This is a genomic window from uncultured Campylobacter sp., from assembly GCF_938030145.1.
GTDB lineage: Bacteria > Campylobacterota > Campylobacteria > Campylobacterales > Campylobacteraceae > Campylobacter_B.
In genome coordinates this window covers 25,431-40,635 of record NZ_CALHGM010000017.1, presented here as the reverse complement: position 1 = coordinate 40,635, position 15,205 = coordinate 25,431, and the positions used below count along the sequence as shown (strand labels likewise).

Here is a 15,205-nt window from a genome sequence, read left to right as displayed (position 1 = left end):
AAAAGCGTTAAATTTTAAACCGCGAGATGGCGTTTTAAAATTCAAATCAGCGATCGCGCGAGCTCAAGCCTTTATCGCGCAATCTCTGCAGCTCTTTGCCGCCGGGTGGCGGGCTATTTGCGGACTCGCCGCTCTCGCTTGCGCCGCCAAAAACCTCCTCATTCAAACGCAGCTCGTCAATGATACCAAGAAGCTGCAAAACTTCGGCCTTTATCCGCTTGGCGTCTTTTAGCGTAGTGCGCGGCGAAAACAGCGCGGCTTCGAAGCGGTTTTTCGCGCCGTTTAAAAATAGATAAAATTTTCCGTCCATAAACGCCGCGCTAAGAGCGATCTTGGGTGCAAGCTTAAGCTTCAAAGCCCCGAGACGCTCCATAAAGCTAGGCGTCAAAAGATACCGCACCTCGATCTTATCGCTTGCGAACACGCGAAATTCCTCGCCGAAAATCACGTCGTCCATCAGCTCCTGATCGCCTAAAAATTTTGTGCCTGGCGAGCGGTCCGCGATGATGGTTTGCCCCTTAAATTTCTTATAAAACTCGCACACCAAAACAGAGCCGCTAAAGGCTTGCACATATTCGCCGAGCCTCCAAGCGTTCCAAAGCGCGATCGCCGATAGCAAAAAAGCCGCAGAAAGATCGCTCTTGGACCTTTGAGATAACTCTACAAGCCTCATAGATTCTCGCGTTTCATAGATTTTTATCGCCTCGCTTAGACTAAATTTTACCCCTTTATACACGCTGTCTATCTGATCCTCGGCTACGAATTCATTATTCGGATAGATGCCCGTTTTGCGGAGCTCTTCTTCGTCTATGCCGCTTTGCGGCTCGTATCTAAAGGCGGGATCGATATCTGAAATAATAGCGCGGATGAAGGCGTCTTTGTAAAAAGCGTTGTACTCCCACTTGGCGATGGAATCATCATAAATCCCCCATACGCAGCTTACCGCAATTATCGGGATCATCGCGGACATCAGCACGGCGGAGGAGTATTCGTTTTGTATCAAGCCGTGGATAAACCAGCCGACGGAAAAAACCGCGATACATAGCAATAAAATCAGCGGTTTTAGAAATTTTATCTTGCACTGCTGCTGCTTTTTTGCCAGTTCCTCTATCGCTCTGTCCATATCCAAAATTTAACTCCAAATTTGATTTTGCCTAAATTTCGCCCCTTATTTTACGCTAAATTTTATTAAAATTTCATCCGTTAAGCGGGTTTAAGATTTTTTATGCTATTTTTGCGACCTATTTCGATCAAAAGGCGAGAGATGATAAATTTACCGAAAAATTGCGTGGTTTTTACTTATCCGAAAATGGGTGACAGCGGCAAATTTTTGCCCGCAGAGTTGCGCGATGCGGCGGGGCTTAAGGGCTGCACGCTTCAGTGCAAGGCCTACGAGAGCGCGTTTGCGCAGATAAAAGCCCTCGGTTTTGAGCTTATCGCCGTAGGCAGCATGGGCGAGGCGGGCACGAGCGAGTTTAAGCGCGCTACGGGCGCCTCGTTTGAGTTCATAAACGACGAAAAATTCGAGCTTGAAACGCCGCTGCGGCTAGAAACCTTCACCACCGGCGACGGGAAGAAATTTTACCACCGCCAAACTCTGATTTTTAAAGACGGCAAGGAGATAAAGCGCTTTAGCCGCATCGCCGAGCCCGAACAGGACGCGCAAAACGTACTTGCGGCGCTAAAGAGCCTATGATCGATCGCTTCGGCGGCGCACTTTAAATTTCGCACTCCAAACACATTGCGATACAAAGCTGAAATTTGGAGCAGAGCGAATTTCTCTTAAATTCAGCATTTTTAATTAAAATAGCGCTAAATTTAACGGAGGCGGGTATGAAAAAATTTCTATTTTTAGCGCTATTTTGCGCCATCGCAGCAAACTGCAACGAGAGCGAGTGGGCGGATAAAATTTCTGCGGCGGGCAAAACGGACAAAATAACAAGCACCGGCGAGACCGCAAGCGCGCACTTTCTAAAGAGCGGCGAAGCAAGCGCCGGCTCGCAAAGCAGCGCCGATGCGGTCATCCAAACGGACGGAATTTCGCGGGCGGATCTGCAAAGCTGCATCGTAAAAAGCGACGAAGGCTCCTGCGAGCGCGTCACGCGCGGTCTAAAAAGCGGCTGCGAGCGCAAAGATCAGCTATCGTGCTTTTTCTACGCAGATGCGCTAGGACGGGGCTTGGGCGTGCAGAAGGACGTCGTGGCGTCGTTTGAGCTTTTTCGCGAGCAGTGCGATGCCGGCAGTAGCGAGGCATGCTACGAGCTGTCGGTCAAATATCTCCAAGGAATAGGCACTCCTCAAAGCTTTGAGCTCTCGGGGCAGGCGCTAGATAAGGCATGCAAAATGCACAACAAGCGTGCCTGCGCGGTGCTCGATCTACTGCCGAAAAATTAGCACGGCAGAGGCAAAGCGCTTCTTTGAGCGGCGCAGAATTGCTTTTTAGGGCTAGACCGCGTAGATTACCGGACGCCTTGCAAATTTCGCCGCACGAAAGCTTAAATTTTACAACTCGCACCTAGATGAGCGTGCGATCCGCATTTAAAGGCGCCGATCACCGCGTAGCAGCCCCGTTTTGCTTCTAATGAGCGAGGTTCGGTTTTAAAATTTAAAGCGATTTTCGTGGGTGTGGTGCGATGAAGCAGTAAATCGGGGCGAGCGAGCGGATAAACGAAATAAAAGGAGCGGAGATGAAAGCTTTAAAGCTTGCACTGGCAGCGGCGCTGGCGCTTAGTTTGGCAAACGCGGGCGGCGAAGCCAAAGAGTTTAAATTTAGCGGCGCAAAAACTAGCGCGCTTTTAGCAAAGTGCAGCAAAAAGGACGCCGCCGCATGCTACGAAGCGGCGATGAGATACGAGCTGGGCGGTCGCGGCGTCGTGCGAAATCGCCTCAAAGCGCAGGGTTTTTTCACAGACGCCTGCGAGCTCGCCACTCTCGCCGAGCGGAAGCGGGGAGATAAAATGGGCGGCGTAGGTGGGCGCGCGATGAGCGATCTGCGCGAACGAGCCTGCCTAGGCAACGCCGCAGCGCTGGAGAGTTTCGCGAGCGGGCAGTGCCGCAGCCTCGTGATATACGACGAGCTTTGCGAGGGCGGCTCGCAGGAGGCGTGCGACAATCTGGCGCGAATGAAGCGCGAAGGCTGGGCGCCCAAGGAGCGCTGCAGCGAGGAGATAGTCGCAAAATTCGGCGACGGCAAGCCACAGAAGTAAAATTTTACTGGCTTCTACGGCGATAAAATTTTAAAATTCCGCGAGTATAAAATTTGCCGAAATTTTATAAAGCTCGACCGAAAATGGTAAGAAGGCGGACTAAATTTTAAATTCTAAAACGCGTTTAAATTTGCGTCGTAAGCGGCGTCGATTTTAGACTCAGCAGAGATTAGAATTTGTGTAACAAGGCTCTTTAAATTGCAAATCATGCGTGACAACCAGGCTAAAATTTTAAGAACTAGAATTTAAACGAAATCTGCAATTTAGCCGTGACGATGATATAATTTTTAGAATTTTGCAAGCGTAAAATATCAAAATTTTGCGTATCTACGTCGAGTCGCCCCCAAAAAAAGCGCGAAATCTGAAATTTTAAACCGCCGTCTTGTGCGAAGAGGCAAGAATTCCAGACAGGGGGAATTTCAATTAATGCGGAATTAAAATCCAAGCGCGGCGTGCAAAGGCGTGCACCGCAAGTGATGCAATTTCAAATATGAGTTCAAGGCTCGCTAGACGCGGAATTTGAACGCCACGAGCGATAAATTTCAAAACATCTATTTTAAAATTACAAGTTGGGGATTTAAATTTGAGTGCGGCGAGCGATTAAATTGCAAAAGGAAGCTTAAATTTAAATATCGCAGCTCACAAAATTATGCGTAAATTTTGCGCCTAAATTCCGCAAAATTGGGTGCGCAATAAGCATTTACAGTATCGCAGCGAGACTATCAAGCCAAGCTTTAATCACACTTAAAGCCCTATTTACCGAGCGCTTGTGCAAGCGCGTATTTCAAACCGCCGAAGCAAAAAAGCCTGATCGGAGGCGTTTGGCGGCGTACCCCAACCGATCGCGCCCCATATTTTGCTCTATAGCCTAGCTCGCGCACGAAATTTAGATTTTGAAATTTAGCGCAAAAATATTATAATTTCGCCCAAATCACGGCTAGGGCGGAAAATGAACTCACGCGTGCAAAACGAATATCTAAAATCAAAAATTATGAGCGCCGAGAAAGCCTGCGAACTGATCCCAAATGGCGCATCGGTGGGCTTTAGCGGCTTTGTTGGGGCGGGCTGCGCGCTAGCTCTGCCGCAAACCCTGGCGCAACGAGCGACAACGCTGCACGAAAAAGGCGAGCCCTATCAAATCAAAATTTTTACAGGCGCATCGACCGATCCGCTTTTAGACGGAGTTTTGGCAAAAGCAGGTGCCGTGAGCTTTCGCGTGCCGTTTTTTACGGATGCCGATATGCGCCATGCGATAAATAGCGGCGCCGTGCGATACACGGACGTGCATCTATCAAGCCTTGCTGCTCAGCTTAAGGCGGGCTTTTTTCCGCATCTAAACTTTGCCGTGATCGAAGTGGTAGCGATTAAAGAAAGCGGTGAACTTGTGCCGTCTACATCGCTAGGCAACAACCAAGCCTGGCTCGATATCGCCGATCGCGTGATTTTAGAAGTGAATTACTATCAGCCGCTTGAGCTGGAGGGCATTCACGACGTTACGGATCTGCGCCTGCCGCCGCATGCCGAGGATCTGCCGATCAAGCACGTAGGCGATCGCGTAGGCAGCCCTTACATGCATGTAGATCCTGCCAAAGTAGTCGCTGTCATAGAGGCCAGGACGCATGACCGCGTCAATAATTTTACCGCCGTAGATGAAATTTCAAGCGCGATTGGGCGAAACGTCGTAAAATTCTTAAAAAACGAGGAAGCTTGCGGCAGACTTCCCGCAAAGAAGCTACTGCCGCTACAATCGGGCATCGGCAACGTCGCCAACGCCGTGCTTAGCTCACTACAAAATGCTGGCTATCAAGGGCTGCAGTGCTACTCCGAGGTGATCCAAGACGGCATGCTAGATCTCATCAAAAGAGGCGTCGTAGGTACTGCAAGTGCCACGGCGCTATCGCTTAGCCCCGCAGGCGTCGAGGAATTTCAAAAAAACATCGATTTCTACCGCAAGCACATCATACTGCGCTCACAAGACGTCTCCAACTCGCCAGCGCTTATCAGAAGGCTTGGCGCCGTGTCGATGAATGGCATGCTCGAGGCAGATATCTACGGCAACGTAAACTCCACCAATGTCATGGGTTCGCAGATGAAAAACGGCATCGGCGGTAGCGGTGACTTCGCTCGCAACGGATATTTGTCGCTATTTTTGAGCCCGTCGCTCGCTAAGGGCGGCGCGATCAGCGCTATCGTGCCCTTCGTGAGTCACGTTGATCATACCGAGCACGACACTCAAGTCATCATCACCGAATACGGCATCGCCGATCTGCGCGGCAAATGCCCTCGTGAGCGTGCTCGCGCGATGATAAGCATCGCGCATCCCACTTACCAAGACGCGCTGAGAGATTATTTCGAGCGGGCATGTGCGCAGCCCTGTGCGGGGCATACTCCACACATCTTAAGCGAGGCGCTGTCGTGGCATCAAAGATTTAAAGATACGGGGAGTATGAAGGCTTAGGGCGAATTTGCTTGAGCTAATGCGCTAAAGCCTAAAATTTAAGCTCATTCTCGCTGAAAGCAAGAAAGTTTGCACTTAAAAATTCCGCCTGCATTTGAAAGCTCTATCGCTAATTAGAGCGAAGCTCGTTAAAATTTTTATTTTGTAAAGTTCGCGCGAAATGTTTATTATATGAATGAATTGAAAATTTGCGCCATAAAATTTTAAAATTTGCAGGCGGGTTTAAGGCGCGGAATTTAAAATTTTATCGCTACGGAATTTTAAAATTTAGCCTTAAATTTGCAGCTCGCGCATTTCAAATTTTAAAATTCTACGGCTTGGAATTTTAAAATTTTGAACTTCGCAAAATTTCATCCATAAATCTGCTATCAAATTTTAAATTTAGCTCTCACTTCATTTGCCAAGCCAATCCTAGCTATAAGGCGCGCCATAAGTTCGCGATAAAACCGCGTAGTATTTACCAAGATAAATTTCGTATTAAAGCAGCAGCTTGCTAAATCAAAATTTATCGCCTTACGAAGGCGATCTTTGGGCTATAAATTTAAAGAGGCGGGCTATAAAGTCGCGGCGAGATGAGTTAGAATTTTATCCTCGAAGGCTCCATCGGTTTGCTGTAGAAGTAGCCTTGCATATATTTAATCCCCATCTCTTCTAAGATGATTGAAATTTCGTGGTTTTCTACGTATTCGGCGATGAGCTCGTAGCCCTGCTTGCGCGCGAAGTTAGCGATAGTTTCGACGATAGCGCGCGAGTTTTTGTCGTTTGCGATGTTTTTGATGAGCGCTCCGTCGATCTTTATGTAATCCACGTCGAGCGTTAAAATTCTATAGTAGTTGGAGTATCCGCTGCCAAAATCGTCTATTGCGACCTTGCAGCCGTAGTTTTTGGCTACGGCGATGAAGCTGCGTAGGCTCTCGTAATCGTCAAATTCCTCGCTTTCTAAAATTTCAATAAATAAATTTGAAGCATTTGGGCTAGATGCGAGCTTGCGCTCTAAAAGCTCCTTGATACCTTCGTTTGCGATGTCAAAATATGAAAGATTTATGCTAAAGCAAGTTCCCGCGAAGCGGTCTAGCAAGCGAAAAGCTTCGTTTATTACTACCTGAGTTAGCGGTATGTAGAGCGAGGTTTGTTTTGCGATATCGATAAACTCACCCGGGCAGCGCGTCTTGCCCGAGCGGTCGATTAGACGGATTAGAATTTCATATACTAACGGGACATAATCACCGCCCTCGGTGCCGTAGGTGTTACCACTAGGATCGCGGTGGGTGATATCAAATATGGGCTGGACAAGCACAAAGACTTGATTTTTCTTGATCGCGTTTTGAATAGTGTTGATCATAATCTGATTTTGCAGATATTTTTCCTCAATCGCATTTGGACGCGAGTAAAAGCCCACGTGCTCGTTTTTGCTCTGCGCCTCATACATCGCCATAACCGCCTGAAAGACCCTATTTGCGCCGCCCGCTACGTCTGCACGCTCGCTCACGCCCATCGTGATATTTAAAGGCGCGGAGGCAAAGCCCTCGGTCGTATGGAGATTAAAAACCTTGTCGGTGAAGTATTTATTTATGATCTCCACGTCGCGCGCGACATTTAGTCCCTCGTAAAATAGGCAAAACTCATCCGATTGGATGCGAAAGATACTAGCTTTGATCTCATGCGATTCGATACACATTGCAAGCGTGCGCGCAAAGGAGCGCAGAATTTCATTCGTCGTCTCCGCCTTGTAAAAAAGCCGTAAATTTGCAAAATTTACGATAGTTATGTAGATCGCTACGCCCGTTTTTTCGGCGTTTATTAGCTCGTATAGCGCTGCTTCGTTGCCCTGGCCCGTAAGATGATCGATATAGACTTGATTGTTTAAGCTCTCCTTCGCGTTCGCAAGAGCTAGCTTCATAATCTCGCGCTCGCCGATGTCATGAGCGTAAAGCGCATATAGCGGCGGCTTGGATGCGGTGGCGATATTTGCTAGCCTTAGGCTCACATCGGCTAGTTCGCCGTTTTTACGGAGCAGGCGCGTATCTTTGGCGCTTTTATTTACCATCGTAGGAAGTTCGGTCCCCTTATCTTTGGGCATCAAAACTCCAAGATCGCTCCCTTCCAGCTCGTTTTGTTCGTAGCCGCTTAAGCTAAGCGCGCTTTTATTAGCGTATAAAATTTTAAAGCTCTGATCTGCTAAAACTATCGCTTCGCCTGCCTCCTCGCATAGCGCGCGATAGGGTGCGAGGGCGCGTTTACTACGCAAAGCATCGGAATTTATGATGTAAGTAAGCAGTAAAAACGACAAAAACACCGCCGTGTAAAGCATCGTCATTTGCATAAACGAGCCGTAGAATTCCTCACTAGCGTAAGAAAATCGCTCGCGCAGACTTGCGAAGCGCTCGTTGAGCAACGAGAGATTATCGCTTACGATGATATTTTGACGCTCGAAATTCCTTAAAATTTGCCGTGCGATTCCTATAAACGCAGCTTCGTCGGGGCTTGACGCATCTGCGCTTTCTAGCGCACTTTTTAAAGCAGAGATCTCGGAGCGATTTTTATAATTAAGCCCTAAAATTTGAGAGTAGAGATTTGCTCTTTGCGCATTTGCGCCACTGGATAAAAATTTTTGCTGCAGACTTTGAAAAAGGATTAAATTCTGCGAATTTAAAGCCCCAAGCTCGTCCAAAAGCGAAATTTTATCGCTAAAAGCGCTTCCGATCGCGCGCACATCGCCGCTAAGTCCGATTTTATCGATGATTTTATCTTTTTGCAGAGCTTGCAGCACTTGATAGATGCCGCGCATATCGGCATTTGCAATCGAAAAGTCCCTTCTTGCGATCTTTGCATCAAATAATATATTTAAGCGGTTATCGGCGTTATCGATCAAAGCTAGCTCGCGCGAAATCGTGCTAAATCTCGCTACATCTCTTAGCGACGAGAAATAATTCCCGGCGATGATTATGCCTAATATCATAATCCCCACCATCAAAGCCCACATTATCTTATCTTTCATCCTGCGCCTCCGTCATATCGCCTTTAAGCGTAGCTAAAAAGCTCATCAAAGCATCAAGCTCCTCATCGCTAAGATCGTATTTTAGCAGATCCTTTGCGATCTGCCGCACCGCAAGACGCAAATCCGTCTGCCCGTTTACGTAAGGCGCGGTTTGCGTGATATTGCGCAAGCTAGGCACGCGGCGCAGCTCAAATCCATCGGAAGTGAGCCTATGCCTAGGCACATCCTCCTCTTCCGCGCTTGGGCGAATTTTAGTAAAGCTGCCGGTGCCTAGGCTAACGCCGTTGTGACATGCCGAGCACAGCCGTACAAAAAGCACATATCCGTTATATTCGGCATCATTTAGCTTAACCTCGCCACGCAAAAATCGGTCAAATTTGGAATTTATCGCCGTTTTGGACTTTAAAAATTCCTTCAACGCATCAATGAAGTTCGCTGTATTCGCCTCGCCGTAAGCACTTTCAAAAGCCTGCTTGTAGGCTAAATTCTTCCTAATAAGCTCTAAAATTTTATCTTCGCTCGCATCCAGTTCATTCTCGCCAAAGACCGACGCCGCGATCCGCGCCTCAAAACCCTCGAAATTATAATCGCCCAGATACCGATCGAAATAATAGGAATTGATGAGCGTAGGCACCCGCCCGTCTCGCACCGAAGCGCCTGAGTCGTTTAGATAGAAGTTATGGCAGCTCTCGCAGGAGCGAGCTTTGCGGCTAAATCTCACGTCCGAAAAAATTTTTGCTCCCAACTGCGCTTTTTGCGGGTCATATTTAGGCATCTCAAGCGGCGTAAAAAGATTGCCGCAAAGCCCCAAAAGCGGCGCCAGGCTAAATATAAAACAGCTTAAAGCTCGCTTCGATCTCATCGCTTATCATCCCGCCTTTAGCCCGCTTTTTCAAAAGCTCCTCGATCTCGCGCTCGCTAGCCTCTGCGCCGTCCATATATAGGTGCCACGCGGCGTTTTGCACCGCTTCTTGCAGGCTACGTTTTTGCTCGCGCCTCTCGGTTAAAATTTCGCTTTTAAATTTGATGTCGCGCGTCTTTAGTAGCGCCTCGAACTTTTCGGCGGCGGTAGCAAGTCTTTTAGCTCCTGTGCCGAAACGCTCAAACAGCGGCGCTAGCATTGATGAATTGCGCTCGCTCGCCCAGTTTAGATAAATTTTGCGCTCGCCCAAAGCCAAAAACGCCTCAAAATCCTCCGTGCTTTTTAGCGCGGGGCTCATCGTAAGAAACGCGATGTCAAAAACTGCGGGAATTTTTAAATTTTCGCTTTCGCAGCTTTTGCTCGCAGCGTCTTTTAAATTTAAAGCCTGCGCGGCGCTTTCTTGAGCTTGCGAGTTTGAAATTTCACTTTGCGAGCGTGGATAAATTTTAAAATTTTCGCCTGCCGCGTCTGCAAAACCATCGCGGCTCAGCCACTCGCAAAACTCCGCAAAGCTTAAATTTAATACGTTTTGCAAGCTAATGCCAAACTCCTCCGCGCTGCGCCTTAGCTCGCGCAGCATCCCTTCCGAGCTATCGATCGCCGTTACTTTAGCGCCCAGCGACGCGAGATACAGCGAGTAAACCCCCGTACCGGCGCCCACGTCGAGCACGCTTTTGCCCGCAAAGCTCACGCCCCAGCCGCGCAGTATCTCAAACACCCGCTTACCGAAACTGCCCGGCTCGCCGCTAAATTTGGCGTAACTTTCGGACTTTTTATCCCAGCTATTTTCATCTGATTTTTCGCCGATTTTCTCCACCGCTCGCCTTTAAATTTTTTGTAATAATAGCAAAATTTGGCAATTTTTCCGAATTTGGGCTATAATAAATGCTTTCAAAATCTAGGCGAAAGGGCGTTCATGGCGGACGTGACGATAAAAAATTTAAACTTTGCTTACGAAAAACGCGAAATTTTAAAAGATATAAACCTAAGCTACGAGCTGCGCGATTTTTTAGCGATTTTCGGGCCCAACGGCGGCGGCAAAAGCACCCTTTTGAAGCTGCTTTTGGGGCTGCTGCAACCAAGCTCGGGCACGATCGAAATTTTAGGCAGATCGCCCGCGCTTGCCAGAGCGCAAATGGGCTACGTGCCGCAGTTCATCGCGATAAACAAAAGCTTTCCCATAAGCGTACTCGAAGTCGTTTTAATGGGGCTGATAGATAAGAAAATTTTCGGCTTTTACTCTAAATCCGAGCGCGAGCAAGCCATGCAAGCCCTGGGGCGCGTAGGCATGCAAGACCTTGCAGACTGCCGTATCAGCGAGCTTAGCGGCGGACAAAGACAGCGCGTTTACATCGCGCGGGCGCTGTGCGCGAAGGCTAAAATTTTACTTCTTGACGAGCCGCTAGCGAGCATAGACACGATGGGGCAGGTTCAAATTTACGAGCTTTTAAAATCCCTAAACGAAGGCGGCTGCGGCATAATTCTAATCAGCCACGACGTGCAGCTCGCGCTAAACTACGCAAACCGCGCTCTTTACGTCGCAAACGGCTCGGCGCACACTCACGAGATCGATCCGGGAGGCAGAGCGGAATTTTTAGATCACTTGCGACGCGAACACGGGCACTTTTGTGCCGTCGATCTCGCGCTTAACGAATGCTGCTGCAAGGAGTGCAAAAATGGCTGAAATTTTATCTTACGATTTCATGCAAAACGCCCTACTCGGCGGGCTTTTGGTCAGTATAGTCTGCGGCGTCGTGGGCTCTTTAGTCGTGATAAATCGCATGAGCTTCATAGCAGGTGGTATCGCGCACGGCGCATACGGCGGCATCGGCATCGCGCTATTTTTAGGCATCTCGCCCGTGCTGGGAGCTAGCGTATTTGCGCTGTTTTTGGGGCTACTCATTGCCTACGTCACACTACGAAATACCGAGCGCTTCGACGCCGTAATCGGCGCGATATGGGCGTTTGGAATGGCTTTGGGGATAATCTTCGCCGATCTTACGCCTGGATACAAATCCGATCTGATGAGCTTTCTGTTCGGCTCGATCCTAGCGATAAATCATGAAAATTTGATCTTCATCGGCATTTGCGGCGCGGCATTTGCGGCGCTTACGGCGTGCTTTTATAGGCAGTTTTTAGCGATCAGCTTCGATAAGGAATTCGCCCTGCTGCGCGGAGTAAATACGAGCGTCTTTTACTACGTCCTCGTGGTAATGGCGAGCCTCGCGGTGGTCGCGTCGATTCAGATTGTAGGACTAATCTTAGTGATCTCGCTGATGACGATCCCGCCCTTTATCGCCGAAAAAATTTCAAAAAACTTAGGCTCGATGATGGCGATAAGCTGCGCGCTATCGGCGCTTTTCTGCGCGGCGGGGCTTATTTTGAGCTTTAAGCTCAATCTAACCAGCGGCGCTTCGATCATCCTAGTCGCCTCGGTCTGCTTTTTCGTAAGCTCGATCTTTAGCAAACTTCGCGCCTAAAAGCCCACCCAGCTCGCTAAGCAGGATGCCCGTGAGTATCAGCGCCGCACCCAAAATTTGAAGCGCGCTTAGCTTCTCGCCGAAAGCATACCCCATAATGCCCGCGCTTACGGGCTCTAGCGCGAAAATCAGCACCGTTTTTATCTCGCTTACGCCGCGGTTTTGCGCCATCGTTTGGATCACAAACGCCGCAACGGTGGCAAAGATCGAGGTCAAAACCAGCGCAAAAACGAAGTCGAAACTCGGCGAAAAGATCAAATTTCCAAGTACCTTTATCTCGCCCTCAAATTCCGCGTGCGGAGTGAAAACCGCCGCGATCAGCGCACAGACGCAGACGCAGATAAACTGCACGATCACAAAGCCGTAGAGATTGCTTTTGCGCGCGCAGACGCCGGTAAAGACGATGTGAAGCGCGTAAGCAAACGCCGAGATTAACGTCAACCGCTCGCCTATGCCAAATCCCACCGCGCCGCTTGCTCCGCTTAAAAAATACAGCCCCAAAAGCGCCACGACTGCGCCGCCAAAGGCGCTCGCACCGACCTTTTTGCCGAAGAACGCAAGCATCAAAAAGGGCACGATGACGACATTTAGCCCCAAAATGAACGCCACCGTCGAGGAGAGCGCATAATCAAGCGCTATGGTCTGGCAGGAAAAATCGCAAAACAGCATCAGCCCGCAAAACACGCCCCGCCCTATCGTGCCGCGGTCAAATTTGACGCCGAAGCGCAGGCAGGCGAGGTAGGTAAAAATGCTCGCCGCCAAAAAGCGCCAAAATAAAAAGCTAAAAACGTCGCCGCTATGCAGCGCGCGCTGAACCGGCACGAAAGTGCATCCCCAAACGATCGCCACGAAAAGTAGCCCCAGATCCCACAGCCTGCTAGGCGGAACGGAATTTTGCGCATGGCTTTGAACGGAATTAGAATTTTGCCCGAAACTCTGCGCGGAATTCGAGCTTTGCGTGCAGTTTTGCGTAGAGGCAGAATTTTGCGCAGCAGCAGGGCTCTGCGTAGAATCAGAGCTTTGCGCGAAATCGAAATTCTGCGCGGAATTTAAGCTTCGAGCGGAGCTAGAATTCTCTGCCGAATTAGATTTCTTCGCAAAATTCCGCGCCTTAAAATTTTTCAATCCAAAGCTCTGCGGCGTATGAGCAGAGCCGTGGCCGCTTGCAATGACCTCGGTAAAATTTTTCTTTAAGCGTCGCGTATGAGCTGCATCAAGGCTTTTTGCGGGACTTAAATTTGGCTCGTCTACGACGCTTACACGGCTTAGCAAACTCGCGCTATTTGCGCCGCTATGAGTGGAATTTCCCATAAAATTTCGTTTGAAATTTTTTGCGGAATTTTCGCAAGGATTTATTGCGGAGACTTTTGCGGAATTTAAAGCTTTGTTTTCGGCGCAGCTTAGAATTTGCGCGGACTTCAAATTTAGCACAAGAGCCGCAAAATTTAAAGCAACTTTTTTTTCGATATTTCTGACGCGCGGAGCGGAATAGGGCGCTACGAGACTGTGCACGGCAAAACCGACCGAGGCACTATTGCGCGCGGCGAGACCGGCCGAAGCGGGATAAAATTTTAAATTTCGCACGCTCATAAAATTTAACTCGGCGGCCGCGTCTTGAAATTTGAAATTTCTTTTGAGGTAGGGAGCGGGAGCGAAATTTACCTTACCGCCGGGCGCTGTGTTTTTCGTGCGCTCGCACGCCTGATTTGAGATAAAATTTAAAGCGGATTTTGAATTAAAATTTTCCGCGAGCTCCGAGATAGAATTTTTCATAAATTTAAAGTAAAATTTCGCCGAGATTTTAGTGCGGTCGCGCCTATCTGATCGTCTTTATGGCGTTTAAAATCGCGCCCGAGTTTTTACGAAACTCCCTTTCGTTTTTACTTAAAAAATCGAAACTTTCGTTGATAAAGGCGCTGCTGAATTCGCTACTAAAATCGTCTCCAGGCTCGCGTCCGACGGCACTTTTAAAGCTTTTAGCAAAGCTCGCATCGGCTCCTAGTTCACGTGCCAAAGGGCGAATGATTTCGTAAATTTCATCAAAGGCGTTGGTGCGCAGATAGTGGCTAAATAGCACCTCGCCGCTCATTACCGCCTTAGTATCGGCTTCGGACATATCTTTTATTTTAGCCAGTACAAGCTTTTTGATCGGCTCTACGGCAAGACTTAGCTTCTTGCTCGCCAGCCTTTGCATATTCTGCACGGCGATACTTTTTTTGCCCGCGCGCTCGGTAATGTAGCTAGGCAGATCGAGCTCGTAATCCTGTACGCCAGCGCGTTCGTATTCATTTGCGGCGCGCTCGATCAGAGTGCTTAGCGAGCTTTTAAAATTTTCGCCATCGCCCGCGCCCGCACTAAACATCACGTCCAGCCCCTTTACGGCGACCTCTTCCCAGCTAGCAGTCGCAAATAGCGGCAATAAACAAAAGATTAATTTTTTAAGCAAAGTTTTTCCCTAATTAAAGATTGATTATTTTATTTCGAAAATTTTAATGTATAATCAACGCTTTTATAATACCAAAAGGGCTAAATATGGAGCTTTTGCTCATCGCTTTCGCGCTTGCGATGGACAGCGTCGCGCTTAGTATCTCAAACGGCGCGAAATATCCGAATTTTAAATTTGCACAGATCGCGCGCGTCGCGTTTTTCTACGCGGCAGCTCAGTTTATAATGCCGCTAGCGGGCTACGCTTTGGGAATAAATTTCGTAAAATTTATCTCAGAAATCGATCACTTCGTCGCGTTTGGGATTTTATCGTTTTTGGGCATTAAGATGATCGCGGAATCCCGCCGCGAGCAGGACGAGCCAGATCTACGCCCAAGCACGAAGGAGCTGGTGCTGGGCGCGATCGCCACCAGCATCGACGCGATGGCCGTGGGTGTGACCTTTGCTTTTGGCGAGACAAACATCCTCTACGCCTGTTGCGTAATCGGGCTCGTCTGCTTCGCGCTGTGCGTCGCGGCGTGCTACGTAGGCAAGCTAACGGGCGAATATCTACACTCAAAAGCGCTCGTTTTAGGCGGCGTGATTTTGATCTTAATCGGGGTTAAAATTTTACTCTCGCACCTCGGCGTTATTGATATTTAGCCGCGCGGATATTCAGCGGGTAGGTGCGGTTAAAGTACTCTGCCGCGATAGTGG

Annotated in this window: 13 protein-coding genes; 7 read left to right on the top strand and 6 right to left on the bottom strand. The window is 48.8% G+C overall.

What is annotated here, in order from left to right; translation table 11 throughout:
* Nucleotides 1-46 precede the first annotated feature (46 nt).
* The gene (locus Q0323_RS03890) at nt 47-1,123 is read right to left on the bottom strand and encodes a DUF3137 domain-containing protein (RefSeq protein ID WP_298051729.1); all 1,077 of its coding nucleotides are present in this window, start codon (nt 1,121-1,123) and stop codon (nt 47-49) included.
* 141 nt (nt 1,124-1,264) lie between these two features.
* Between Q0323_RS03890 and Q0323_RS03885 the strand changes: the two genes are divergently transcribed.
* From Q0323_RS03885 to Q0323_RS03870, 4 genes are all read left to right on the top strand, one after another.
* The gene (locus Q0323_RS03885) at nt 1,265-1,696 is read left to right on the top strand and encodes a redoxin (protein WP_298051690.1); all 432 of its coding nucleotides are present in this window, start codon (nt 1,265-1,267) and stop codon (nt 1,694-1,696) included.
* 137 nt (nt 1,697-1,833) lie between these two features.
* Nucleotides 1,834-2,394 (top strand): sel1 repeat family protein, encoded by a 561-nt coding sequence (locus Q0323_RS03880; RefSeq protein WP_298051687.1) that lies wholly within the window; start codon nt 1,834-1,836, stop codon nt 2,392-2,394.
* A 293-nt stretch (nt 2,395-2,687) separates the two neighbouring features.
* Nucleotides 2,688-3,206, top strand: coding sequence for a hypothetical protein (locus Q0323_RS03875; protein WP_298051685.1), 519 nt, complete (start codon nt 2,688-2,690; stop codon nt 3,204-3,206).
* Between the two features lie 949 nt (nt 3,207-4,155).
* On the top strand, nt 4,156-5,664 hold the full coding sequence (locus Q0323_RS03870; RefSeq protein WP_298051682.1) for a succinate CoA transferase: 1,509 nt from the start codon (nt 4,156-4,158) through the stop codon (nt 5,662-5,664).
* A gap of 577 nt (nt 5,665-6,241) precedes the next feature.
* Here Q0323_RS03870 and Q0323_RS03865 read toward each other — a convergent pair.
* From Q0323_RS03865 to Q0323_RS03855, 3 genes are read right to left on the bottom strand one after another with little or no spacing between them, the layout of a single operon-like run.
* Nucleotides 6,242-8,662 carry a GGDEF domain-containing phosphodiesterase gene (locus tag Q0323_RS03865; RefSeq protein WP_298051680.1) on the bottom strand — a complete coding sequence of 807 codons (2,421 nt, stop codon included), beginning with the start codon at nt 8,660-8,662 and terminating at the stop codon, nt 6,242-6,244.
* On the bottom strand, nt 8,652-9,524 hold the full coding sequence (locus Q0323_RS03860; RefSeq protein ID WP_298051677.1) for a cytochrome c peroxidase: 873 nt from the start codon (nt 9,522-9,524) through the stop codon (nt 8,652-8,654). The genes Q0323_RS03865 and Q0323_RS03860 overlap by 11 nt, the downstream gene beginning before the upstream one ends.
* Nucleotides 9,487-10,401, bottom strand: a complete 915-nt coding sequence (locus Q0323_RS03855) for a bifunctional 2-polyprenyl-6-hydroxyphenol methylase/3-demethylubiquinol 3-O-methyltransferase UbiG (RefSeq protein WP_298051675.1) — start codon at nt 10,399-10,401, stop codon at nt 9,487-9,489. The genes Q0323_RS03860 and Q0323_RS03855 overlap by 38 nt, the downstream gene beginning before the upstream one ends.
* A gap of 99 nt (nt 10,402-10,500) precedes the next feature.
* Here Q0323_RS03855 and Q0323_RS03850 point away from each other — a divergent pair, with 99 nt between their 5' ends.
* Nucleotides 10,501-11,268 carry an ABC transporter ATP-binding protein gene (locus Q0323_RS03850; protein WP_298051672.1) on the top strand — a complete coding sequence of 256 codons (768 nt, stop codon included), beginning with the start codon at nt 10,501-10,503 and terminating at the stop codon, nt 11,266-11,268.
* Entirely contained in the window at nt 11,261-12,064 is an 804-nt protein-coding gene (locus tag Q0323_RS03845) for a metal ABC transporter permease (protein WP_298051669.1), read from the top strand. Before Q0323_RS03850 ends, Q0323_RS03845 begins: the two co-directional genes overlap by 8 nt.
* Here the strand turns inward: Q0323_RS03845 and Q0323_RS03840 are convergent.
* Nucleotides 12,008-13,837, bottom strand: coding sequence for a DMT family transporter (locus tag Q0323_RS03840; protein ID WP_298051667.1), 1,830 nt, complete (start codon nt 13,835-13,837; stop codon nt 12,008-12,010). The two genes, Q0323_RS03845 and Q0323_RS03840, sit on opposite strands and share 57 nt — an antisense overlap.
* A 43-nt stretch (nt 13,838-13,880) precedes the next feature.
* A complete protein-coding gene (locus Q0323_RS03835; RefSeq protein WP_298051664.1) occupies nt 13,881-14,510 on the bottom strand; it encodes a hypothetical protein in 630 nt (209 codons plus the stop codon).
* Between the two features lie 86 nt (nt 14,511-14,596).
* On the opposite strand from Q0323_RS03835, the gene Q0323_RS03830 reads away from it, so the two are divergent.
* The gene (locus Q0323_RS03830) at nt 14,597-15,151 is read left to right on the top strand and encodes a manganese efflux pump MntP family protein (protein WP_298051661.1); all 555 of its coding nucleotides are present in this window, start codon (nt 14,597-14,599) and stop codon (nt 15,149-15,151) included.
* Nucleotides 15,152-15,205: the final 54 nt, after the last annotated feature.